This window comes from Dechloromonas sp. A34 (genome assembly GCF_026261605.1).
Classification (GTDB): Bacteria; Pseudomonadota; Gammaproteobacteria; order Burkholderiales; family Rhodocyclaceae; genus Azonexus.
Genome location: NZ_CP102486.1, coordinates 3,951,315 through 3,973,320, shown reverse-complemented (window position 1 = coordinate 3,973,320; position 22,006 = coordinate 3,951,315). Strand labels below are relative to the sequence as shown.

20 protein-coding genes are annotated in these 22,006 nt (G+C 61.5%); 13 read left to right on the top strand and 7 right to left on the bottom strand.

Going from position 1 to position 22,006, the window contains the following annotated elements:
* Positions 1-36 precede the first annotated feature (36 nt).
* A complete protein-coding gene (locus NQE15_RS19820) occupies positions 37-1,047 on the bottom strand; it encodes an MBL fold metallo-hydrolase (RefSeq protein WP_265944011.1) in 1,011 nt (336 codons plus the stop codon).
* 142 nt (positions 1,048-1,189) lie between these two features.
* Here NQE15_RS19820 and NQE15_RS19815 point away from each other — a divergent pair, with 142 nt between their 5' ends.
* The gene (locus NQE15_RS19815) at positions 1,190-1,807 is read left to right on the top strand and encodes a c-type cytochrome (protein WP_265944010.1); all 618 of its coding nucleotides are present in this window, start codon (positions 1,190-1,192) and stop codon (positions 1,805-1,807) included.
* 293 nt (positions 1,808-2,100) lie between these two features.
* Positions 2,101-3,714, top strand: a complete 1,614-nt coding sequence (locus NQE15_RS19810; protein ID WP_265944009.1) for a methyl-accepting chemotaxis protein — start codon at positions 2,101-2,103, stop codon at positions 3,712-3,714.
* 144 nt (positions 3,715-3,858) lie between these two features.
* Here the strand turns inward: NQE15_RS19810 and NQE15_RS19805 are convergent, their stop codons facing one another.
* Both NQE15_RS19805 and NQE15_RS19800 read right to left on the bottom strand, forming a co-directional pair.
* The gene (locus NQE15_RS19805; protein ID WP_265944007.1) at positions 3,859-5,136 is read right to left on the bottom strand and encodes an NAD(P)/FAD-dependent oxidoreductase; all 1,278 of its coding nucleotides are present in this window, start codon (positions 5,134-5,136) and stop codon (positions 3,859-3,861) included.
* A 12-nt stretch (positions 5,137-5,148) separates the two neighbouring features.
* Positions 5,149-5,448: a c-type cytochrome gene (locus tag NQE15_RS19800; protein WP_265950353.1), complete on the bottom strand. Its 300-nt coding sequence runs from the start codon at positions 5,446-5,448 to the stop codon at positions 5,149-5,151.
* Between the two features lie 195 nt (positions 5,449-5,643).
* On the opposite strand from NQE15_RS19800, the gene NQE15_RS19795 reads away from it, so the two are divergent.
* The 11 genes from NQE15_RS19795 to NQE15_RS19745 all read left to right on the top strand — a co-directional run bounded on the left by NQE15_RS19795 (position 5,644) and on the right by NQE15_RS19745 (position 14,814).
* A complete protein-coding gene (locus NQE15_RS19795; RefSeq protein ID WP_265944006.1) occupies positions 5,644-5,979 on the top strand; it encodes an ArsR/SmtB family transcription factor in 336 nt (111 codons plus the stop codon).
* Positions 5,980-6,007: 28 nt separating this feature from the next.
* On the top strand, positions 6,008-7,354 hold the full coding sequence (soxC, locus tag NQE15_RS19790) for a sulfite dehydrogenase (RefSeq protein ID WP_265944004.1): 1,347 nt from the start codon (positions 6,008-6,010) through the stop codon (positions 7,352-7,354).
* Positions 7,338-8,414, top strand: a complete 1,077-nt coding sequence (locus tag NQE15_RS19785; protein WP_265944002.1) for a c-type cytochrome — start codon at positions 7,338-7,340, stop codon at positions 8,412-8,414. The genes soxC and NQE15_RS19785 overlap by 17 nt, the downstream gene beginning before the upstream one ends.
* Before the next feature lie 32 nt (positions 8,415-8,446).
* Positions 8,447-8,914 (top strand): thiosulfate oxidation carrier protein SoxY, encoded by a 468-nt coding sequence (soxY, locus tag NQE15_RS19780; protein WP_265944000.1) that lies wholly within the window; start codon positions 8,447-8,449, stop codon positions 8,912-8,914.
* 150 nt (positions 8,915-9,064) lie between these two features.
* Positions 9,065-9,376, top strand: a complete 312-nt coding sequence (gene soxZ / locus NQE15_RS19775) for a thiosulfate oxidation carrier complex protein SoxZ (RefSeq protein ID WP_265943998.1) — start codon at positions 9,065-9,067, stop codon at positions 9,374-9,376.
* Between the two features lie 72 nt (positions 9,377-9,448).
* Positions 9,449-10,264, top strand: a complete 816-nt coding sequence (gene soxA / locus NQE15_RS19770; RefSeq protein ID WP_265943995.1) for a sulfur oxidation c-type cytochrome SoxA — start codon at positions 9,449-9,451, stop codon at positions 10,262-10,264.
* A 12-nt stretch (positions 10,265-10,276) separates the two neighbouring features.
* A complete protein-coding gene (gene soxX / locus NQE15_RS19765) occupies positions 10,277-10,924 on the top strand; it encodes a sulfur oxidation c-type cytochrome SoxX (protein ID WP_265943993.1) in 648 nt (215 codons plus the stop codon).
* Between the two features lie 101 nt (positions 10,925-11,025).
* Complete coding sequence (gene soxB, locus NQE15_RS19760; protein WP_265943991.1) at positions 11,026-12,747, top strand: thiosulfohydrolase SoxB; 1,722 nt, start codon at positions 11,026-11,028, stop codon at positions 12,745-12,747.
* Entirely contained in the window at positions 12,744-13,367 is a 624-nt protein-coding gene (locus NQE15_RS19755; RefSeq protein ID WP_265943988.1) for a rhodanese-like domain-containing protein, read from the top strand. Before soxB ends, NQE15_RS19755 begins: the two co-directional genes overlap by 4 nt.
* A gap of 100 nt (positions 13,368-13,467) precedes the next feature.
* Positions 13,468-13,650 (top strand): hypothetical protein, encoded by a 183-nt coding sequence (locus NQE15_RS19750; protein WP_265943986.1) that lies wholly within the window; start codon positions 13,468-13,470, stop codon positions 13,648-13,650.
* A gap of 285 nt (positions 13,651-13,935) precedes the next feature.
* Positions 13,936-14,814 (top strand): PEP-CTERM sorting domain-containing protein, encoded by an 879-nt coding sequence (locus NQE15_RS19745; protein WP_265943984.1) that lies wholly within the window; start codon positions 13,936-13,938, stop codon positions 14,812-14,814.
* Between the two features lie 221 nt (positions 14,815-15,035).
* Here the strand turns inward: NQE15_RS19745 and NQE15_RS19740 are convergent, their stop codons facing one another.
* The 4 genes from NQE15_RS19740 to NQE15_RS19725 all read right to left on the bottom strand — a co-directional run bounded on the left by NQE15_RS19740 (position 15,036) and on the right by NQE15_RS19725 (position 21,940).
* On the bottom strand, positions 15,036-16,139 hold the full coding sequence (locus NQE15_RS19740) for a YeeE/YedE family protein (RefSeq protein ID WP_265943982.1): 1,104 nt from the start codon (positions 16,137-16,139) through the stop codon (positions 15,036-15,038).
* A 76-nt stretch (positions 16,140-16,215) separates the two neighbouring features.
* Entirely contained in the window at positions 16,216-17,667 is a 1,452-nt protein-coding gene (locus NQE15_RS19735) for an efflux transporter outer membrane subunit (protein ID WP_265943980.1), read from the bottom strand.
* Entirely contained in the window at positions 17,660-20,794 is a 3,135-nt protein-coding gene (locus NQE15_RS19730) for an efflux RND transporter permease subunit (RefSeq protein ID WP_265943978.1), read from the bottom strand. Before NQE15_RS19730 ends, NQE15_RS19735 begins: the two co-directional genes overlap by 8 nt.
* Positions 20,795-20,803: 9 nt before the next feature.
* Entirely contained in the window at positions 20,804-21,940 is a 1,137-nt protein-coding gene (locus tag NQE15_RS19725; protein WP_265943975.1) for an efflux RND transporter periplasmic adaptor subunit, read from the bottom strand.
* Between the last annotated feature and the right edge of the window lie 66 nt (positions 21,941-22,006).

Genomic DNA, 22,006 nt, shown 5'->3' with positions numbered 1-22,006 from the left:
TGATGCTGGGTGGTGATGGTGGGGGGCGGGAAAGGCTCAGAAACCGGCGGCCTCGGCTTCGAGGAAGGCCAGGTTGACGTACTTGCCGATATTGCTCTCGAAGCCCTTGGTATCTCGGGCCCGGCTGGCAACGCGCGGATCCTTGAGGACCAGGGGCTTGGCTTCCTCGAGCGGCAGGCCATCCCGGATGGCGCGTTCGCAGGTCCGGTAGATGCCTTCGAACAGTTCGCGGTTCCATTGCAGAACCTTAGCGCCGGGTTCGCCGTGGCCGGGCAGCCAGATGCGGCTGCCGGTTTTTTCCAGCGTGTCGTAGGCCTTCAGTGTCCCGACGTAGGAACCGTCGTCCATATTGGCGATGCGGCGGTCCATGGCGACATCGCCAATCAGCATCACGCGATCTTCGAGCACCTCGACGCAGAGATCGTAAGGGGTGTGCACGACGCCGAGATGATGGATGCGCAGCGTGACATCGCCGAATTTCAGTTCGGCCCCGTTCTCCAGTGGCAGTTGGGGCGGCACAACGCGGGTGCCGAGGGTTGCCTGATTGGTCCACTGCTCCATCAGGGTGCGCCACAGCTTGCCCTGGACTCCCTCGATCGCCCGGATGGTGCCGGGGTGGGAATAGAGCGGCAGGGCATCGCCGTAGGCCTCGACATAGGCATGGTTGCCCAGCCAGTGGTCACCGTGATAGTGGGTATTGATGACAGCGACGACCGGTTTCTTGAATTTCTTCCGGATCTGCCGTATGGCCATTTCGCCGATCTGCACCGAAGCGCCGGTATCGACGACGACCAGCCCCTTGGCGGTGTCGACGAAAGTGATGTTGCACATCATTCCCTGATTTTCCGGCGTCGGGAAACCGTCCGGCGAAAAGATCATCCAGACATGCGGTGCTATCTGGCGCAGCGGGTGATCCTTGACGGCGGGCCCGCGAACGAAGTCATCGACTTCACGGGCGACGGCGGCAAGCGTTTGCCAAGGGGCGAACTCGAGTGCCCCCAGGGCCGAAAAGGCGGCGGAATGCTGGAGAAAACGGCGTCGATTCATTGGGGGCTCCTGTCTCGTTTGGCACTATCCTTGCGCCATTGCGGGGCGCCTGGCCGGTAATCTGGCAGGCTTTGAAAGCTCAGTGTAAGCGAATTATCATTTAATAATGTACCAATAATTCGTCAGTGGAAGGAGTGCGCAAATGAGCGGCAAAAAAACATTGTTGTTCGGCATTGGGGCGGTCGCAGCGCTGCTCGGTGCTGCGGCCGGCGCTGCCGAACCGGTCGATCTGGCCCGCGCCGAAGAGATCGTGGGCGGCCGCTGCTTTCTCTGCCACGGTCTGGAAGGGGAGTCCGCCAGCCCGGTCTTTCCGCGCCTGGCCGGCCAGCATGCCGACTACATCGCCAAGCAGCTCAGCGATTTTCAATCCGGCAAGCGCAAGAGCGACACCATGAAACCGCAGGCGGAAGAGCTGACGCCGACCGAGATGAAGGCGCTCGGGGCCTTCTTCCAGAACAAGAAGGTCGGCGCGCGGCCAGTCAGGGATGCCGAACTGCTGGGGGTCGGCAAGTACGTCTTCAACCGGGGCAATCAATTTACCGGCCTGCCGAGCTGCGCCAGCTGCCATGGCGAGAAGGGCCTGGGAACGCCGCAGTTGCCGCGTCTGGCCGGCCAGCACCCGCGCTACATCGAAGACCAGCTCAAACAGTTCAACCGCCGTGAGCGGACCAACGACAACGCCGTTATGCATACCGTGGCCTCCAAGCTGTCGGAGCTGGAAACCCATGCCGTGGCCGAGTACATCGCAACGCTTAACTGAACCCGGCGCCTTTGATCGCCGCAATCTCGGCGACATCCTGCTCGAGCACGTTGCTGTCGACGAGTGCGGCGCGGCCGATCGGGCGTTTGCCGGGTTCACCGCCAGGGGGCCAGCCAGAACCGGACAAAAATAAAAAACGGAGGGGCTCGAGCGGGCCATCGCCCGGAGATGGAAGACCAATCGGAAGCGCCGGTCATCCCCTTTCAATCATGGGTATCTGATCCAGGTAATTTGTGTATTTGCGTCTAGACTGAAATTGTCTGCATCGTGCAGAGCACCAAAGGGAGGGTGTCATGTCAATCGCACGTAAAGTTGTCCTGGCTATCACCGCTTTCCTGATTCTTATTTTCGGCGGCAGCGGGATTGCCTTCCTGCAACTGGCCAAGGTCGGGAATGTGGCCGATCACCTTGGAGAAAGCGAATTACCTTCGGTTCGATATTCCGGTGCCATGCGCGCCGAGGCCATCGATTTTCGCAATCGGGAAACCCAGCTTCTGATCATTCGCTCGCCGGAAGAGATCGACGAGACACTCGGGCGTCAAAAGCAAAATCTGGATGCCTTGAAGAAATTCGAGGGGCTGTATGAAAAGTTGATTGTGCGTGACGAGCAGCACAAGCTGCTGGCCGACTACCGCCAAGCCTTCAATGTCTACATGCAGACTCATGACCGGTTGGTGCAATTGGTCCGCGCCGATGAGAAGGAGCTGGCATTGGCTTATTTTCGGAACGAACAGCGCAAGGCTTTTCGCAGCCTTTTGCCGACGATCGACAAAATTGTCGAGGACAGCGTGGTCAGCAGCGACCAGTTGCGCGCCCAGGCGGTCGAAATACGGAGGTCGGCCAATATCCAGTTGCTCGTCACCCTGGGGTTGGCCGCCGCAATCGGCATCGTCATGGGCATCATGCTCTATCGCACCGTGGTGGTGCGGCTCGAGACGATGCGCAATGCGGTGATCCATGTCGTGGAGTCCCGGGACTTCACTCACCCGATCGGCATCGCAGGCAAGGACGAAGTCGCGGATGTCGCGGCTGCGGTGGACCATCTCACGGCAGCGATGCGCGAGACGCTGCGCGAGTTCATGGGCGCGATCAAGGAAATGACGGAGGCGGCCACCCACCTGGCATCGGCGGCGCAAGAGGTTGCCGGATCTTCGGTCAATGAGTCGGAATCCGCTTCGAGCATGGCCGCCACGGTCGAGCAATTGACGGTGAGTATCAATCAGGTTGCCGACAATGCCCAGGCCTTGGCCGATGCGGCGCAAGCCTCGGATCTGGCGGCGCATGCCGGGGGGGATGTGATCGTGCAGACGATCGGCAAGATTCGCGACATCGGCAGCGGAATTCAGGAAACCGCAGCAGCCATCAAGGTGCTGGAGCAGGCCTCACAGGAAATTTCATTCATCGTCCAGATCATTCATGATGTGGCCGACCAGACCAATTTACTGGCACTTAACGCCGCGATCGAAGCGGCGAGAGCCGGTGAGCAAGGGCGAGGCTTTGCGGTCGTCGCGGACGAGGTGCGCAAACTTGCCGAGCGGAGCACGCAGGCGACCCGCGACATCGCCAGTAAAATTACGGCAATTCAACAGGCAACCGAGACCGCCGGGCACCACATGGCGTTTTCCGTGAGCCAGGTCGCCACCAGCATTGCGCATGCCGATGAGGCCAACGCCGCAGTGGGACGTATTGAGGAGGGGGTGTCCCGCGTCGAGGACGAGGTGAAATCCATCTCGTCTGCATTACGGGAGCAAGGGCAGGCCAGCAACCAGATTGCGAGCCAGGTGGAATTGGTGGCCCAGATCAGCGAAAAGAACAGTCACGGCGCGGAGGAAAGCGCCGTTCTATCCAATGAACTGGCGGGCCTCGCTGCTCGCTTGCGTGAAGCGGCGGCACGCTACACCGTCTAGCTTTCGTCGATCGCCTGGCCGGGTGGTGCCTTCTCAGCGCAATGAAAAAGCCGGGGTCGGAACCCCGGCTTGAAAACCACGGACTGAATTGCCGGGCGTCGGGTCGGCGGCAAGCCGGCGTCGGTGCCTATGGCGCGAGCAGAGTCAGGCCAGCATGTCGGCCCAAATATTTTTCGCCCAGCCCATCGCCACCTTGCCTTCCAGCTCGTTGCGCGCGGCCGAGACGCCGCCGGCTCCCTTGACTGGCTGCACGACCTTGGTCGCCGCATCGTACTGGTGCACCGAGGCAACGTGGATCACGTTCTTGGCATCGACGAAGCTGTAGCAGGTGTTCATGACGACCGGTTCCGGATTCGGTTCCTGGCCGGCGAGCAGGTTGAGGATCGCTGCCGCCGCCAGCTTGCCGTGCTGGTTGGCCATGTGGCCGGATTTCGGCATGGTCGGCGCCGGGAAGATGGCGTCGCCAAGGACATGGACGCCCGGTGTGCTGGTCGATTCCATGGATAGCCAGTTGATGTCCACCCAGCGGTTGTTGATCAGCTTCAACCCGGACTTGGCGGCGATATCGCCGGCGCGGTGCGGCGGAATGACGTTCAGCACGTCGGCCTTGAACTTGTCGAACTCGAGCACGGCGGTGTTGCTGGCGACTTCGACATCCTTGAGTTCGCTGTTGTTGCGGTACTCGATGATGCCCTTGTAGAGATCGCTCCATGCCTTGGTGAACAGGCCCTTCTTGGAGACCACGTCCTCGTTGGCGTCGAGGATGATGACCTTGGACTTGGGCTTGTGCTGCTTGAAATAATTGGCGACCAGGCAGGCGCGCTCGTACGGTCCGGGCGGGCAGCGGTAGGGGGCTTTCGGGATGGAAATGGCGTAGGTGCCGCCGTCCTTCATGTTTTCCAATTGCTTGCGCAGGGCGACGGTCTGAGCGCCGGCCTTCCAGGCGTGGAGGATCTTGCCCTGGGCCTCGGTGTTGTTGAGGCCGGGAACCTGGTCCCACATGAAATCGACGCCGGGGGATAGCACCAGGCGGTCGTAGGAAATGGCGCCGCCGGCTTTCAGGGAAACCGTCTTCTTGGCGGCGTCGACCGCGACCACATCGCCCTGGATGACGCGGACACCCCATTTGTTCTTCAAGCCGTCATAGCTGACGGTGATGTCTTCCATGGTCTTGGTGCCGCCGATGACCAGATTGGATATCGGGCAGGAGATGAAGGTCGGATTGCGTTCGATCAAGGTGACCTGAACGCCGCCTTCGCTCCACATGCGCAGGTACTTGGCCACCGTCGCCCCGCCATAACCGCCGCCGACCACGACCACATGGCCACTCGCCTGGTTGCCGCCGGCGCAGCCGTAGAGGGAGGCCAGCGCACCGGCTGCCGCGCCAACCTTCAGGAAATCACGTCTTTTCATGAGCATCATGGTGTTGTCCCCTTATTTTTGTGCGGCGAAGTAGGTGGCGATCAGATCGAGCTGGGCATCGGTATAGCCCTTGGAGATCTGATGCATGATCGAGGCGGGCTTGTCGCCGCTCTTGAATTCGGCCAGTTTTTGCAGGATTTTGGCTTTTTCCTGGCCGGCCAGGGCATCCATGCCCGAGCCCTTAAGCGCCTGGCCGTTGGTGCCATGACAGTTGGCACAGGTGGCCGCCAGATTGCGTCCGAGATTCGGGTCGGCGGCCAGCGTAACGCCGCTCGCCAGCAGCAGGCAGGCTGCCGTCAAGGTTGGAAACATTTTCATTATTCATCTCCTCTGAATGTTGTCGATTGTCATATAGCCAGGTTTCTCCGGACGCTTGCCGGTTGCAGCCGTAGTGCGAAGGGTATATGCCTTTCGCACAAATTGCATGTTGCGCTGCATCAATATTAGTTGTTGACTATATAAGTATGCAGTTATACATTGGTTCTTGATCTAAATCAAAAGAACGTCATGGACGAAACGATTCACGTATTCGAGCAAGTTGCCCAGTACTTCGGCCTGCTGGCCGATCCGACGCGCTTGCGCATCCTCTCCTGCCTGTGCGGCGAGGAGCGGCCTGTCCACGAAGTGGTCGAGCACATCGGGCTGACGCAAGCCAATATTTCGCGTCATCTGAACATCTTGTACCGCGCTGGCGTCGTCGAACGGCGGCGCGAAGGCAGCTCGGTGATGTATCGCGTCGTCGATCCGAATTTTGTCGACATCTGCCGGACAGTCAGCATCACGGTAGCCAGCCGTGACCTGGGCGACCAGTTGGGTGTGGCGTCAGTGAAATCCTGTGATTGAAATTAACAGACGGAGGAAAGTGGTCTCTATGGGTGATATCGTCAAACAACCGGGGCGTCTGCGGCCCGCCCCGGAAAACTTCCTCTCGGAAGAGCAGGTCAAGGCCGTCGCCGCTGGGCGCCGGGATTTTCTGCGCAAGAGCTTCCTCGCCGCCGGCGCCGCACTGAGCGCGCCGTTGGTAGCGCGGGCCAGCGAAGGCGATGCCAACATTTTGCAGAATCCGGCGTGGACCACCTCGCTCGGTCAGCCGGTGGCGGCCCGCCCTTACGGCATGCCGTCGCAGTACGAAAGCCAGCTGCTGCGTCGCGAATCGCCGGGCCTGGCCCGGGTCGGCGGCGCCTCGGTGTCGTTCGCTCCGCTGCAGGGCCTGTTCGGCATCATCACGCCGTCCGGCCTGCATTTCGAGCGCCATCACCAGGGCTGGCACGACATCGATCCGTCCAAGCATCGCCTGATGGTCAATGGCTCCGACGACTCGCTGCTCAAGAAGGCCAAGGTCTACACGCTGGACGAACTGATGCGCCTGCCCTCGGCGTCGCGCATCCACTTCATCGAATGCGGCGCCAACACCGGCCTCGAGTGGGGCAACGTCGCGGTGCCCACCGTGCAATACACGCACGGCATGATCTCTTGCTCTGAATTCACCGGCGTGCCGCTGAAATACCTGCTCGACGACTGCGGCGTCGATTACAAGAAGGCCCGCTACGTGCTGGCCGAGGGGGCTGACGGCTCCTCGATGACGCGGACCATCCCGATGGAAATGGTGGAAAGCGGTGAAGTCATGGTCGCCTACGGCCAGAACGGCGAAATGCTGCGCCCGGAAAACGGTTACCCGCTGCGCCTGGTGGTGCCTGGCGTCCAGGGCGTGTCCTGGGTCAAGTGGCTGCGCCGCATCGAAGTCGGCGACATGCCCTATGCCACCAAGGACGAGGCCGTGCATTACATCGACCTGCTGCCCAACGGCCTGCATCGCCAGTACAGCTCGATTCAGGAAGCCAAGTCGGTGATCACCACACCGTCTGGCGGCCAGACTTTGCTCGACAAAGGCTTCTACAACGTTTCCGGCCTCGCCTGGTCGGGTCGCGGCCGGATCAAGCAGGTCGATGTCTCCTTCGACGGCGGCATCAACTGGCAGACCGCCCGCCTCGAAGGCCCGGTCCAGAACAAGGCACTGACCCGCTTCAATACCAACTGGGTGTGGGACGGCAAGCCGGCCATTCTGCAGTCGCGCGCCATCGACGAGACCGGCTACGTCCAGCCGAGTTATGGACAACTGCGCGCCGTACGCGGCACCAAGTCGATCTATCACAACAACGCCATCCAGTCCTGGAAAGTCATCGAAAGCGGGGAGGTCAGCAATGTCCAGGTTCTTTAATGCCAGCCTTTGCCGTCGTGGCACTAAGACCCTTCTTGTTCTGGCCGTGGCCGGGGTGTCGAGCGCGGCGCTGGCCGTCGACCACTTCTCGGGGGTCGGTCGCCAGGCGACGCCGGCCGAAGTCAAGGCCTGGGATATCGACGTTCGCCCCGACTTCAAGGGCTTGCCCAAGGGATCGGGTTCGGTCGATCAAGGCCAGGAACTGTTCGAGGCCAAGTGCGCCTCCTGCCACGGCACCTTCGGCGAGTCGAACGAGGTATTCACGCCGCTGGTCGGCGGCACGACCAAGGACGACATGAAGACCGGCAGGGTCAAGGGCTTGTCCTCCGGCGAATTGCCGCAGCGCACGACCTTTACCAAGGTGGCGACGATCTCGACGGTCTTCGACTACATCCAGCGCGCCATGCCATGGACGGCGCCCAAGTCGCTGAAGCCGGACGAGGTCTACGCCATCCTTGCCTACCTGCTCAACCTGTCGGAAATGGTACCGGGCGACTTCGTGCTCTCCGACAAGAATATCGCCGACGTCCAGAAGCTGTTGCCCAACCGCCACGGCATGACCACCGAGCACGGCCTGTGGCCGGGCGCCGCGGCGGCGAAGGGCGGGATCGGCAACGGTGGCAAGCCGGATACGCAGAACAAGGCGTGCATGAAGAACTGCAAGCCGGGTGCGGTGATCGGCTCGACCCTGCCTGACTACGCCCGCACGGCGCACGGCGAGTTGTACGACCAGAACCGCAATTTCGGCCCGGTACGCGGGACCCGAACACTGGGCGCCGATGCCGTTGCGGCACCGGTGGCGGCTAATCCGAACCTCGAACTGGCGACCAAGAACGGCTGTATGGCCTGCCACGGCCTCAACGCCAAGATCGTCGGCCCTGGCTACAACGAGGTTCTGGCCCGCTACCAGGGGCAGGCCGATGCCGAGGGGCGTCTGGTGGCCAAGGTCAAGGCCGGCGGGCAGGGCGTCTGGGGCTCGGTGCCGATGCCGCCGAACGGGCATTTGAAAGATGAAGAGTTGAAGACACTCGTCAAGTGGATTTTGTCGGGTGCGAAGTAGTCGGTTAATTCAATTTTCTGAGAGGAGTAGTTATGAACACGCAACGTCGTAATGTACTGAAAGCCGGCTCGGGCGCTGCCCTGATGACCGTTCTCGCCGCGGCCGGCATCATCACGCCGGGCATGGCGCTGGCCGACTGGAACAAGGCCGCCTTTGACGCCAAGAGCATGGCCGATACGCTGAAGGCGCTCGGCGCCGGGGCGCCGGCCGACAGCAAGGATGTCCAGGTCACCGGCCCGGATATCGCCGAAAACGGTGCCGTGGTGCCGGTTGGCGTCGCCTCCACGCTGCCCAACATCACCATGGTCGCCATCCTGATCGAGAAGAACCCGAACGCGCTGGCCGCCACCTTCGTGTTGCCGGAAGGCACCGAAGCCAGCGTCCAGACCCGCGTCAAGATGGGCCAGACCTCGAACATCTACGCCTTGGTCAAGTCGGACGGCAAGTTCTTCATGGCGACCAAGGAAATCAAGGTCACCCTGGGTGGCTGCGGCGGCTAAAAACGGGTTCGAAGCTACTGCGCTCGGCATGACTGCGTTGCGGATGCTCGCCGTGCAAATTGCACTGTCTCGCAACCGCGCCTTGTCCTGCCATCGCTCGCGACGCTTCGCCTCCCGTTTTCACACTTACAGAATTTAGGAGAAATAAACATGGCAAATCCGATGAAAATCCGCGCCGCCAACAAGGATGGCGTTACCGAAGTCAAAGTCCTGGTCAGCCACGAAATGGAAACCGGTCAGCGCAAGGACTCCGCCGGCGCCGTCGTGCCGGCCTGGTTCATTACCGAACTGACTGCCAAGCACAACGACAAGCTCGTGCTGAGCAGCGAATTCGGTCCCTCCGTTTCCAAGAATCCGTACCTGGCCTTCAAGTTCAAGGGCGGCGCCAAGGGCGACAAGATCGTCGTCTCGTGGAAGGACAACAAGGGCGATACGCGTAGCGACGAAGCCGTCATCGGCTAATGGCTGTACATGACGACGGCGCCAAGGCGGCACAGACCGCCGCCGTCGATCGACATCCCCGGAGGAGTTGAAATGATCCAAGGTTTTATCAAAACGCTGGTCGGCGTGGCTGTCACGACGGCCTGCCTCGGCAGTGCCACCGCCCAGGACAGCAAGGTTGCCGACGAGTTGGCCAAGTACCGCGAGGCACTGGCCGACGGCAACCCGGCCGACCTCTTCGAAGTCAAGGGTGAGGCGCTGTGGGCCGAGAAGCGCGGCCCCAAGAACGCGTCCCTCGAGCAGTGCGATCTGGGCCTCGGCCCGGGCAAGCTGGACGGGGCCTATGCCCAGTTGCCCAAGTACTTCAAGGACACCAACAAGGTAATGGATGTCGAATCCCGTTTGGTGCATTGCATGGTCACGCTGCAAGGCTTCACTCAGGCCGAGGTCACCAAGCAGTGGTACTCGAAGCCGGGCAAGGACTCGGATATCGAGGCCCTGGTCACCTTTATCGGCGCCAAATCGAATGGCAAGCCGATCAATGTGCCGGCCACCCATCCGGAAGAAGCGAAGATGGCGAAGATGGGCGAGTACATCTTCTATCGCCGCTCCGGGCCGCAGGATTTCTCCTGTTCGATCTGCCACGGTCAGGAGGGCAAGCGCATCCGCCTGCAGGATCTCGGCAACCTGACGACCAAGGACGGTGCCGGCGTCGCGATGAAAACCTGGCCCTCCTATCGCGTCTCGCAAGGAACGGTGTGGACCATGCAGCGGCGTCTGATCGACTGCATGCGCCAGGCGCGCTGGCCGGAACCCAACTATCTGGCCGATTCGGTAATCGCGCTGGAAACCTACCTGCTAAAAACCGCCACCGGCACCGTCATGGAAACGCCGGGAATCAAGCGCTGAGAGGGGATGACCATGAAACTGAAAATTGCCCTTGTCGGCTTGCTGAGCGCCGCCGTCGTTGCCCCGGTGCTGGCCGAAAAAGCTGCCGAAGCACCCGGCGGCAAATATGCCAAGGACGCCGAACAGGTGTTCCGGACCTCCTTCAAGGCCGAGAATCCGAAGTACTGGATGACCCGGCTGGAGCAGGATGAAACCATGAAGACCTGCGGCCAGTATCGCGACAATCCGCCGCGCAAGATCGGCGAAAAGCTGGAAAAGCTGAACGCGGCGACCATCCGTTACCCGGTCGACGGCAAGCTGATCGGCGACTGGAAGGAAGGCGAGAAGCTGGCCGCGGTCGGCACCGGCGGCCATATCGGCTTCATTCAGCCGGACAAGGCCGGGCGGGTCCGCGGCGGCAATTGCTATGCCTGCCACCAACTGGCCAAGCAGGAAGTGGCCTACGGCACGATCGGCCCCAGCCTGCAGAACTTCGGCAAGATTCGCGGCAATTCCGAAGAAAACATCAAGTACGTCTACGACAAGATCTACAACTCCAACGCCTTCACGGCGTGCACCAACATGCCGCGCTTCGGCCTGCATAACTGGGTGACGCCGGAGCAGATCACCCACATCGTGGCTTTCCTGATCGATCCGGAATCGCCGGTCAACAAAGACTGAACTTGCGTTTTACCCGGCCGGGGCAACCCGCCGGGTCTTTTTTGGCGGGTGCTCCGCCAGATCTTTTGGCTCCACCAAAATTTCATATTCAAGGACAAGAAATGAGCATGAATCGTCGGGAATTTCTGCAGGTCATGGCCGTCGCCGCTGCCGGCGGCATGGCCCTGCACAGTGATTTCGCGCGGGCGGAAAAGAGCGCCGCCAAACTCTACGACCTGCCCAGGTTTGGCAACGTCAGCCTGCTCCATATCACCGACTGTCACGCCCAGCTGCTGCCCATCTATTTCCGCGAGCCCAACGTCAATCTCGGCTTCGGCGACCAGTTCGGCAAGGTGCCGCACCTGGTCGGCGACCATCTGCTCAAGCATTTCGGCTTCAAGCCGAACAGCATCGAGGCGCACGCCTACACCTATCTGAATTTCGAGCAGGCCGCCGAGACCTACGGCAAGGTCGGCGGCTTCGCCCACCTGGCAACGCTGGTCAAGCGCATGAAGGCCAATCGTCCCGGCGCGCTGCTGCTCGACGGCGGCGACACCTGGCAGGGTTCCGGCACGGCGCTGTGGACCAACGCCCAGGACATGGTCGATGCCTGCAAGGCGCTCGGCGTCAATATCATGACGATGCACTGGGAATCGACGGTCGGCGAGGCCCGGATCAAGGAAATCGAGGAAAAGGATTTCGCCGGCCAGGTCGATATCGTCGCCCAGAACATCAAGACCAACGATTTCGGCGACCCGGTCTTCAAGCCCTACGTGATGAAGAAGATCAATGGCGTGCCGGTAGCGATCATTGGCCAGGCCTTCCCCTATACGCCGATCGCCAACCCGCGCTGGCAGGTGCCGAACTGGAGCTACGGCATCCAGGAAGACAACATGCAGAAGACCGTCGACGAAGCACGCGCCGCTGGTGCCCAGGTCGTTGTCGTGCTCTCGCACAACGGCATGGACGTCGATCTCAAGATGGCTTCCCGGGTCAAGGGCATTGATGCCATCCTCGGCGGCCACACCCACGACGGCATGCCGGCCCCGGTCGTCGTCAAGAATGCCGGCGGCCAGACCCTGGTCACCAATGCCGGCTCCAACGGCAAGTACCTCGGCGTGCTCGATTTCGACGTCAGGAATGGCAAGATCGCCGACTTCCGCTACAAGTTGCTTCCCGTCTTCGCCAACCTGCTGCCGGCCGACAAGGAAATGCAGACGCTGATCGACAAGGCGCGCGCGCCCTACCTGTCCAAACTTAACGAAAAGCTGGCGGTCAGCGAAGGCCTGCTTTATCGCCGTGGAAACTTCAACGGTACCTTCGACCAGGTCATTCTCGACGCGCTGATGAAGGTCAAGGATGCCGAAATCGCCTTCTCGCCTGGCTTCCGCTGGGGCACCTCGCTGTTGCCGGGGCAGCCGATCCTGATGGAACACGTGCTCGACCAGACGGCGATCACCTACCCGTGGACGACGGTTACCAACATGAGCGGCGAGATGATCAAGACCGTGCTCGAAGACGTCTGCGACAACCTGTTCAACCCCGACCCCTACTACCAGCAAGGCGGCGACATGGTGCGCGTCGGAGGCCTGCAATATACCTGCGATCCGACCGGAAAGATGGGCAGCCGCATCCAGAATCTGACCCTCAAGGGCCAGCTGATCGATCCGGCCAAAACCTACAAGGTGGCCGGCTGGGCACCAGTTTCGGAAGAGGCGAAGAATTCCGGCGAACCGATCTGGGAGGTCGTGGCAAAATATCTGCGCGACATCAAGACGGTCAAGCCGGTCAATCTCAACCTGCCGACGCTGAAAGGCGCGGCCAACAATCCGGGGATGGCATGATGAAGAAAAATGCTACTTTCAAACAGTGGTTCGCCGTTGGCTTGCTGGCGGTATCTTCGTTGAATCTGGCGGCCGACTGGGCGTCGGGCAGTACCGACTGGGACAAGCTGCCTGACGTCAAGAAGTCCAAAGTCGGCCTCTGCCTGACGCCACAGCAGGCTTACGAGATGAAAAAGAAGGATCCGAAAGGCGTCGCTTTCTTCGACGTCCGGACCCGGGCCGAGGCGATGTACGTCGGCTGGCCGAGCGACGCCGACGCGCTGGTGCCCTATGTCGAACACCCTGAGTTGATGACCGAGTGGGATGACAAGCGCTTCATGTACAAGCTCGAGCCGAACCAGGACTTCGTGCCGGAAGTGGAGCGCCGCCTGAAGGACATGGGGCTGGGCAAGGACGCCACGATTATCGTCATCTGCCGCTCCGGAGACCGCAGTTCCAAGGCCCAGGACAGATTGCAGATGGCTGGTTATAACAAGGTCTATAGCGTGGCCGAAGGCGTCGAGGGCGATAGCGCCAAAGAAGGCGCCAGGAGCGGCCAGCGCGTGGTTAATGGCTGGAAGAACGCCAACCTGCCCTGGACCTACAAACTGGACAAGGCCAGGATGTACTTTCCGCGCTGAATTTCCCGGTTACAGGAGCAATCCCCGCTGCGGCGGGGATTTTTTTCGTACGAGCGTTATCGACCGATGGGGGCCGGGCGAATTGCGGCCCGGGATGGCATTGGAAGCAGTCAAGCAGGTATTACCCGCCGCGGTGATGCCCTCTGTGGTGGCCGTGATGATCACCCACCGGAATGAAAACCGGGAAGCAGCCGCTCAGGCTGGCGACGGTCAAGGCAATCAGGGCAGTGGCGAAGATTTTTTTCATGGCGCTTCCGATACGAAGGATTCGATACTCGAATAACGCTACAGGGCGATTGGGGCCGACGCCGAATTGTAAGGGGATTTTGCCAGTAGTTTTTTCGGGTGGCCGCAGGGTCGGTTAGGTGACCAAAAATCCATCGCGATTATCTGTCGAAGATTCTTACAGCTCCGCCTGAAAATAATCAAACCAATCTATCGTCGCCAGTTGGTTGTTTTATAACAACATGATTATTAAAAATTAAAAATAAATTATTAGTACTGGCGCGTATGTTGCCTGATTTTCTGGCGCTGTCTTTTTGGCGTGGTTTTTAATGAGGAGACTCCCATGAAAAAAAGTGTAAAACTCGCAGTGACAGCCTCGTTGGGGCTGTTGGTTTCAGCAGCAAGTTGGGCCGGCCCGGTCATTTTGGGCGGAGATGATTTGACGGATCACGGCTCCCGGAGTGCCGGAGGGGCAAATCTTGAAGGCTGGCTCTACATCGAAAAGGCAATTTCCAGTCTTTTTGGTACTCAGACCAGGCCTGGTGCCTTAACGGTGGATATCGTCGCCTTGGGTTCAGTCAATCCAGGCGCGGGGGTTTACACATCCTCTAATGCAGGTGGTGCAATTAACTCTGTCGCCAACGTCTTGGGGCGAAGCTTATCGTTCTACGACGGTGCAACGAACATCGGCACATTTTTTAGCGATTTGGCGAGCGGTGCGGTGAATCCTGGTGTCATATGGATTGCCGGTACGGGAGCTAGTAATAATCTAGTCGCTACCGAAGGTGCCGCACTTACCGCTAACGCTAATGCCATTAATTCGTTTGTAGGATCAGGTGGTGGATTAATGGCGCACGGTAGCGGGCCCGTCGCATACGGCTGGCTTACTGCCCTGCTTCCTGGTCTCACCGAAGTTAGCGGTTGCAACTCTTCTGGGGCCACCCTGACGGCCGCAGGGAGCGCAGCTTTCCCTGGCCTGAGCAATTCGGATATTGATGCCAATGCCGGGCCTTGCCATAGTCATTTCGAAGGTAATTTTGGTGGTTTAACCACGCTGGCGCTGGATGGTAGTAATCCTGCGCGCAGCTACATTATCGGAGCCGCCGCTGGCGGCGGTGGTTCCATCACCGATCCACCTTCAGGGGTGCCAGAACCCGCCACGCTGTTGCTTGTTGGGGTAGGGCTGGCAGGCTTGGCCAGCCGCCGCAAACATGCACTCTAAATTCTGAGGCGTTTGATCCTGCCTCCTTGTGCCACAAGGTAGAGTATTCAGCACCGAGGGGGTAGACTCAGCATGCATAGCATTTGCGTGGCACTGACAATAGACGGATTTGATCTACTTTTGATTCGAACCCGATTTGTCACTATGTTTCGCCGAGTGCCACGCACGCGACTGAACCGCTAATCATTGAAGCCCATTGTCGCCGTCCTGGAATTACGGCTTCAGGGCTGAGTGGTCTCGAGACCGCCGCTGGCCATTGGTGCAGTGTTCGGCTGACGCAGGGGGCGATCGATCCAATGGTCGGTCATTCCTGCTCCCGCCCACATGCCGATCAGCGCCAGCCAGGCCGTGAGCGCGAAGACCGCAGCACCGGAGACTCCGGCGCCGACCGCGCAGCCGCCGGCCAGCATGCCTCCGAAACCCATGCACAGCGCGCCGATGATGTAGCGCCGCATGCTTTGACCATCCTTGAAGCCTTCCAGCTTCAGTTCCCGTCCCCACAGTCCGGCCAGGAAGGATCCCAGCACGACGCCGGGGACCAGACCGATGTCGAAATCCCAGGGCTGGCCCGGTGGGGAGAGTACGAGCATCAGCATGTTGGCCGAGGGGCCGGTGAAACTCAGGCTCTGCACGGGGACGATTTCAAACGACTGGTTGCCGATCCGGTAGGTGGTCAGCCAGGCCAGCGCGATCATCAGGCCGACCCCGAGGCTGGCCAGGCCTTCGCGTCGGCTAAGCTTGGCGCGGCGGGCGAAATGGATGGCGGCAGCCAACCAGAACAGACCGAAGATCACACCGCCGGAATGACCGAGGTGAAAGGTGGCGAGCAGGTCGCGCGCGGCGCCGCCGTCGACGGTCCACAGACCGGAAAGCCAGGTGCGCAGCGGCGAGAGCTGACCGTTCAGCGATGCCTGGGCGGTTACCGCAAAAATCAGGCCGGTGAGCAGGGCGCGCAGGTTGCCGTTGGCGGCGAGGACCAGCATTCGGCTGGAGCAGCCGCGCGCCAGGATCATGCCGATGCCGAACAGCAGGCCGCCGAGCAAGGCGCCGGAGAGGCTGCCGGTGGCCGAGAGCTGGCGGGCCTGACCGACGTCGAGCCAGCCGAGAACGATAAATAGCTGGGTGGCGATCACCGCACTGGAAAAGGCGAACAGCCAGACCGCCAGCTTGCTCGTGCCCTGGCGATTCCAAAATTCGACGACGGCCGAGCGCAGGCAGAAGCGGGAGCGTTGGGCGAAGAAACCGAAGAACAGCCCGATGCCGAGGCCGGCCAGCACGATGCCGGTTGTCTCGCCGAAAAAATCGGTCAGGCTGCTGAAATCCATGATACTTGCCCAAAAAGCGGTTGGTCAGCGCCGAGGGACGATGGACAAGCCAACGTACCCCCGAGCGCAGAAACGCTTATTTTAGGGCAAGTGGTGCTGCGTTTTCGCTCTTCTTGTCGTCCTTCCAGCCGCCGCCGATGGCACGGAACAGATCGACCGACGCGGCCAGTCGGGCCTGACGCGTGCCGATCATGGCCAGCAGGGCGTCGTTGCTGGTGCGCTGGGCGTCGAGCAGGTCGAGGTAGCCGGAATAGCCGGCCTCGTAACGCCGGCGGGCGATGTCGAGGGCTTTTTGCGCATTATCGACGCGGACGGTCTGTGCCGTTTCTGCCTCGCCCTGCTCGCGCAGATTGACCAGCGCATCGCGAACTTCCTTGTAGGCGACCTGCAAACTGTTTTGCCAGGCGATCAGCGACTGCTCGTTGAGTGCCTTGGCCTGATCGACGCGTGCCGAGGTGCGGCCGAAATCGAGGATCGGCATGAACAGCCCGAGACCGAGCGACCAAGTATTGGAGCCGGCGCTGAAGAGGTCGGAGAGTGTCTTGCTTTCGGTACCGATACTGCCAGTCAGCGAGAATCGCGGGTAATAGCCGGCCTTGGCGACGCCGATGTTGGCATTGGCGGCGACCAGCTTCTGCTCGGCTTCGCGGACGTCGGGCCGGGCTTCGATCAGGTCGGCCGGTAGCCCGGCCGGTGGCAAGGGCGGTAGCGGCAGTTGGCGGAGGTCGCCGGCGGCGATCTTCAGCTCCGGATTGGCGGTGAGCAGGGCGAGCTGGTGCTCGGTCAGCGCCCGGAGCCGGCGCTGCTCGGCCTGCTGTGCTTGCAGCGTGGCGAGCGCAGTCTCGGCCTGATAGAGATCGAGCGGCGAAACCAGCCCGGCATCGACCCGGGTCTTGACCAGTTTCAGGCTTTCCTCACGGCTCTTCAGCGATTCGGTGGTTACCGCCAGTTGGGCGTCGGCGGCACGCAAGCTCAGGTAATTGGTGGCGACAAGGCCGGCCACGGTCAGCCGGATCGAGTCGCGCGCATACTGGCTTCCCAGCAGGCTGGCCTGCAAGGCTTCGTTGCTGCGCCGGACACGACCCCAGACATCGAGTTCGTAGGAGGTGGTCAGCGCGGCGCTGCGCGAATGCAGTAATGAAGGCGTGAAGCCCTCCCGCCAGGTCGCCGTCTTGGTGCTCGGCTTGCTGTTGGTGGCGGCCGCCTGGCCGTCGATTTCCGGGAAGAAGGCGGCGCCGGCCTCGCGGGCGACGGCGTTGGCCTGTTCGACGCGGGCGATGGCGATACGCAGGTCGGCATTGTTGTTCAGCGCCTGATCGACCAGATCGTTCAAGGTTGCATCGCCGAACAGCGACCACCAACGGGTGTCCAGGGCGGCATTCTGCACTGGCGGCAGGGGTGGGGCTTCGCGGAAGGCGGTCGGCAGCCAGGCGCTCGGTCGCAGGTAGTCGGGGCCGATGGCGCAGCCACCGAGCGCCAGGGCGGCACTCAGAACGGCGGCGAGCCGGATGTTTTGGGGTTTAGGCATGTTGGGTTTCCTCCGGCAGGGCGTCATCCAGATCGCCGGCAGGGCGCATCTGTTTGCCGCGTTCCAGCCACATGAAGAAGAGCGGAATGAAAATGGTGGCGATAAAGGTGGCGGCGATCATCCCGGCAAAGACGCCGGTGCCCATCGACTGGCGGGCGGCGGCGCCGGCACCGCTGGCTTTGACCAGCGGGAAAACGCCGAGCACGAAGGCGAGCGAGGTCATGATGATTGGACGCAGCCGGAGGCGGGCGGCCTCGAGGGCCGCTTCGGCGGCACTCTTGCCCTCGGCGTACTTCTGGGCGGCGAATTCGACGATTAGAATGGCATTTTTCGATGCCAGCCCGATCAGTACGACGAGGCCGATCTGGAAATAGATATCGTTCGGCATGCCGCGCAGCCAGATCGCGGTCAGGGCACCCATCAGCGCGAAAGGTACGGCCATGACGACGGCGACTGGCAGGGACCACTTCTCGTACTGGGCGGCAAGGATCAGGAAGACCATGATGATGGCAAAACCGAAGGCCTGAACCGATGAGCCGGAACTGCGCTTTTCCTGGAAGGCCTGGCCGGTCCAGGCTATTTCATAACCGCTGGGCAGGTTGGCAGCAGCGACTTCCTCGACGATCTTGATGGCGTCGCCGGAACTGATGCCGGGCTTCGAATCGCCCATGACCTTGGCGGCGATAAAACCGTTGAAGCGTTCAACCTGCTCCGGGCCGACGACGCTCTTCACCGTGCTGATCGCCGACAGCGGAATCATCGCGTTGCTCGTCGTGCTGCGCACATAGACCTTGCCGAGATCGTCCGGCTTCATCCGGTAGCTGGCGTCGGCCTGCAACTGCACACGATAGACGCGGCCGGCCTTGTTGAAGTCATTGACGTAGAGCGCGCCCATCGAGCTTTGCAGGGTCTCGTAGACGCTGGCCAGCGGGATGCCCAGCGCCAGCACCTTGGGCTCGTCGACTTCGACGAAGAGCTGGGGCACGGTCGGGCGGAAGAAGGTCGAAATGCGGGTGAATTCCGGGCGCTTCTGCAATTCAGCTATGAAGGTCTGGGTCACTTCGTTGAGCTTGCGCGCATCGCCATCGACCCGGTTCTGGAGATAGACCTCAAAGCCGCCGGCGGTCCCGAGGCCCATAATCGGCGGCGGATTGAAGACCAGCGCCAGGCCGTCGGACTGCATCATGCCCATGCCCATGAACTTGCCGGCCAGGTCCTGGGCCTTGGCTTCGCGCTCGCTCCAGTCCTTGAGCGGAATGAAGATGGTGCCGGCGTTGGGCTTGTTGCCACCACCGATCAGATCGAAGCCGGAAACGACGAAGGTGTGCTTGACGGCAGGGTCGGAACCGACCATCTGGCGCATGTTCTCGCCGGTGGTGGCGGTGCGCTTCAGGGTCGCGCCGTCGGGCAGCATGAGTGCCGAAATCAGGTAGCCCTGGTCTTCGGCCGGCACGAAACTGCCCGGGATGATGCGGAAGAACAGGGCGCAGATGCCGATCACCAGCAGGAAGATGGCGCCGCCGACGATGCCGTGCTTGAGCGTGAAGCCGACGGTCGAGGTATAGGAGCGCGTGAAGCGCTCGAACAGCCGGTTGAAGGGGCGGAAAATCTTGTGTTCGGTATGCTGGGCCTTGAGCAGCAGGGCGCACAGCGCCGGCGTCAGGGTCAGCGCGACGACCCCGGAGAGCACGACGGCGACGGCCACCGTAACCGCGAACTGCTTGTAGAGCTGACCGGCGATGCCGCCGAGGAAGGCGACCGGCACGAAGACCGAGACCAGGACCAGCACGATGGCGACCAGTGCGCCCTGAACCTGGTGCATGGCCTTGATCGCGGCATCCTTGGGCGACAGGTGTTCTTCGGCCATCAGGCGTTCGACGTTCTCGAGCACGACGATGGCGTCATCGACGACGATACCGATCGCCAGCACCATCGCGAACAGGGTCAGGGTGTTGATTGAAAAACCGAATAGCCAGAGTCCGGCGAAGGTGCCGATCAGCGAGATCGGCACGGCGACCATCGGGATCAGCGTCGCCCGCCAGCTCTGCAGGAAGATGTAGACCACGGCGAGGACCAGGATCATCGCTTCGATCAGCGTCTTGACCACTTCCTTGATTGAGGCGGAAACGAAACGCGTGGTGTCGAAGGGGATGATGTAGCCCATGCCCTCGGGGAACTTCTTCTTCAGCTCGTCCATGCGGGCGGTGACCTTCTCGGCCACTTCCAGCGCATTGGCGCCGGTCTGCAGGAAGACGCCCATCGCGATGGTCGGCTGGCCGTCGAGCGTGACCTGCTGGTCGTAGCTGTAGGCGCCGAGTTCGATGGTCGCGATGTCCCTGAGGCGGAGCAGGCCGCCCGGACCGCTGGCGCGGATCACGATGTTGCCGAATTCCTCCGGCGTCAGCAGCCGGCCCTTGGCGGTCACCGTGTAGACCAGTTGCTGGTCGCTCGGCGCCGGTTCCTGGCCGATCTTGCCGGCTGCGTTCTGGGCGTTCTGGGCCTTGATCGCGGTCGATACGTCGCTGGTCGTCAGGCCGAGCTGGGCCATGCGGTCGGGCTTGAGCCAGATGCGCATCGAGTAGTCCTGGGCGCCGAAGATGGTGACGTCGCCGACGCCCTTGACCCGCTTCAGCTCATCGACGATGTTCAGGCTGGCGTAGTTGGAGAGGTACAGGGTGTTGTACTTGCCCTTCTCGGATTCGAGCGCGACGACCTGCAGGATGTCGTTCGAGCGCTTCTGGACGATCACACCGTTGCGCCGGACTTCTTCCGGCAGCCGGGGTTCGGCGGCCTTGACGCGGTTATTGACGTTGACCGCGGCCATGTCGACATTGCTGCCGACTTCGAAGGTGGCGGTGATGGTCACCGAGCCGTTGGCCGAGGCCGACGAGGTGAAATAGGAGAGGCCCTCGACCCCGTTCAGTTGCTCCTCGATCGGGGCTGCAACCGTCTTGGCCAGGGTTTCGGCCGAAGCGCCCGGGTAGGTGGCGGTGATCAGTACGGTCGGCGGGGCGATCTGCGGATATTGCGCGATTGGCAGGACCTGCGAGGCAACCAGGCCGGCAATGACGATGATGATCGAGATGACCGACGCGAAAATCGGCCGGTTGATGAAAAATTTCGACATGGCGGCTCCTTAAGCCTTCGGCGCCGGTTTGGCAGCAGGTTCGGCGCCAGGCACTGCCGGCGGATGCGGGGCTACCGGGGCGCCGGGGCGGAGCTTCATCAGGTTGTCGATGATGACCTTGTCGCCGGCTTTCAGGCCGCCGGTGATGACCCAGTCCTTGCCGCGCCATTCGGCGGTCTGCACCGGACGTGGCGCGACCTTGTCGCCTTCGCCGGCGAGCATGACGATGGCACCCTGCTCGGTCTGCACCACTGCCGACTGCGGCACCAGGAACATGCCTTCGCGCTCGCCGGTGAGCAGGCGGACACGGACGAACTGGCCGGGCAGCAACTGGTTGTCGCCATTGTCGAATTCGGCGCGCAACTGCTGGGTGCCGAGTGTGGTGTCGATATTGCTGGCCAGGAAGTTCAGTTTGCCCTTCTTCGGATAAACGCTGCCGTTGGCGAGGATCATTTCAACGCCGCTGACGTTCTTCTCGGTGACGCGGCCGCCGGCCAGCTTGGCCAGGTCGCTGTCACCCAGGCTAAAACGGACCCAGATCGGGTTGCTCTGGTAGATCGAGGTCAGTAGGCTGTCGGCACCGGCCGTGATCAGGTTGCCTTCCGACTTCGCGGCGCGGCCGGTGGTGCCGCCGACGGGGGCGGTAACCGTGGTCCACGACAGGTTCAGTTCGGCCTGGCGCAGCGCGGTCTGGGCGATGGCGTTGTTCGAGGAAGCATCGTCGTATTCCTTCTGGCTGATCGCCTTGGCCTCGATCAGGCCTTTCAGGCGGTTCATTTCGCGACCGGTCTGTTCGGCCTTGGCCTTGGCATCGGCCAGCGCGATCTCGTAGGTCGAGCGGTCGATCTGGAACAGCGGCTGGCCGGCCTTGACCGTCTCGCCTTCCTGATACAACCGCTTGACCAGGATGCCGGCGACGCGGGCACGGACTTCGGTTTCGCGGGCACCTTCGGTTTGCGCCATGACCTCGACCGAGGAGGGTACGCGTTGCGGCTGGACTTCCAGTACGGTAACCGGCAATGGCCCCATGGCCGGGCCGGCGGCTGGTTTGCTGTCCGAACAGCCGGCCAGTAAGGCGGCGCAGACGGTTGTAGCAGCGATGATCAGGGAAAGGGCAGTGCGCCGCGGCAGATGTTCGACAGTCATTGGGGGCTCCTAATAGGCAATTTTTCGGCTATTATATACAAACACGGATGTATGTAAATTGTTTTG

Coding starts and splice junctions, on each gene's coding strand:
- NQE15_RS19820 (WP_265944011.1), bottom strand. CDS start 1,047: ATGAATCGACGCCGTTTTCTCCAGCATTCCGCCGCCTTTTCGGCCCTG.
- NQE15_RS19815 (WP_265944010.1), top strand. CDS start 1,190: ATGAGCGGCAAAAAAACATTGTTGTTCGGCATTGGGGCGGTCGCAGCG.
- NQE15_RS19810 (WP_265944009.1), top strand. CDS start 2,101: ATGTCAATCGCACGTAAAGTTGTCCTGGCTATCACCGCTTTCCTGATT.
- NQE15_RS19805 (WP_265944007.1), bottom strand. CDS start 5,136: ATGATGCTCATGAAAAGACGTGATTTCCTGAAGGTTGGCGCGGCAGCC.
- NQE15_RS19800 (WP_265950353.1), bottom strand. CDS start 5,448: ATGTTTCCAACCTTGACGGCAGCCTGCCTGCTGCTGGCGAGCGGCGTT.
- NQE15_RS19795 (WP_265944006.1), top strand. CDS start 5,644: ATGGACGAAACGATTCACGTATTCGAGCAAGTTGCCCAGTACTTCGGC.
- soxC (WP_265944004.1), top strand. CDS start 6,008: ATGGGTGATATCGTCAAACAACCGGGGCGTCTGCGGCCCGCCCCGGAA.
- NQE15_RS19785 (WP_265944002.1), top strand. CDS start 7,338: ATGTCCAGGTTCTTTAATGCCAGCCTTTGCCGTCGTGGCACTAAGACC.
- soxY (WP_265944000.1), top strand. CDS start 8,447: ATGAACACGCAACGTCGTAATGTACTGAAAGCCGGCTCGGGCGCTGCC.
- soxZ (WP_265943998.1), top strand. CDS start 9,065: ATGGCAAATCCGATGAAAATCCGCGCCGCCAACAAGGATGGCGTTACC.
- soxA (WP_265943995.1), top strand. CDS start 9,449: ATGATCCAAGGTTTTATCAAAACGCTGGTCGGCGTGGCTGTCACGACG.
- soxX (WP_265943993.1), top strand. CDS start 10,277: ATGAAACTGAAAATTGCCCTTGTCGGCTTGCTGAGCGCCGCCGTCGTT.
- soxB (WP_265943991.1), top strand. CDS start 11,026: ATGAGCATGAATCGTCGGGAATTTCTGCAGGTCATGGCCGTCGCCGCT.
- NQE15_RS19755 (WP_265943988.1), top strand. CDS start 12,744: ATGATGAAGAAAAATGCTACTTTCAAACAGTGGTTCGCCGTTGGCTTG.
- NQE15_RS19745 (WP_265943984.1), top strand. CDS start 13,936: ATGAAAAAAAGTGTAAAACTCGCAGTGACAGCCTCGTTGGGGCTGTTG.
- NQE15_RS19740 (WP_265943982.1), bottom strand. CDS start 16,139: ATGGATTTCAGCAGCCTGACCGATTTTTTCGGCGAGACAACCGGCATC.
- NQE15_RS19735 (WP_265943980.1), bottom strand. CDS start 17,667: ATGCCTAAACCCCAAAACATCCGGCTCGCCGCCGTTCTGAGTGCCGCC.
- NQE15_RS19730 (WP_265943978.1), bottom strand. CDS start 20,794: ATGTCGAAATTTTTCATCAACCGGCCGATTTTCGCGTCGGTCATCTCG.
- NQE15_RS19725 (WP_265943975.1), bottom strand. CDS start 21,940: ATGACTGTCGAACATCTGCCGCGGCGCACTGCCCTTTCCCTGATCATC.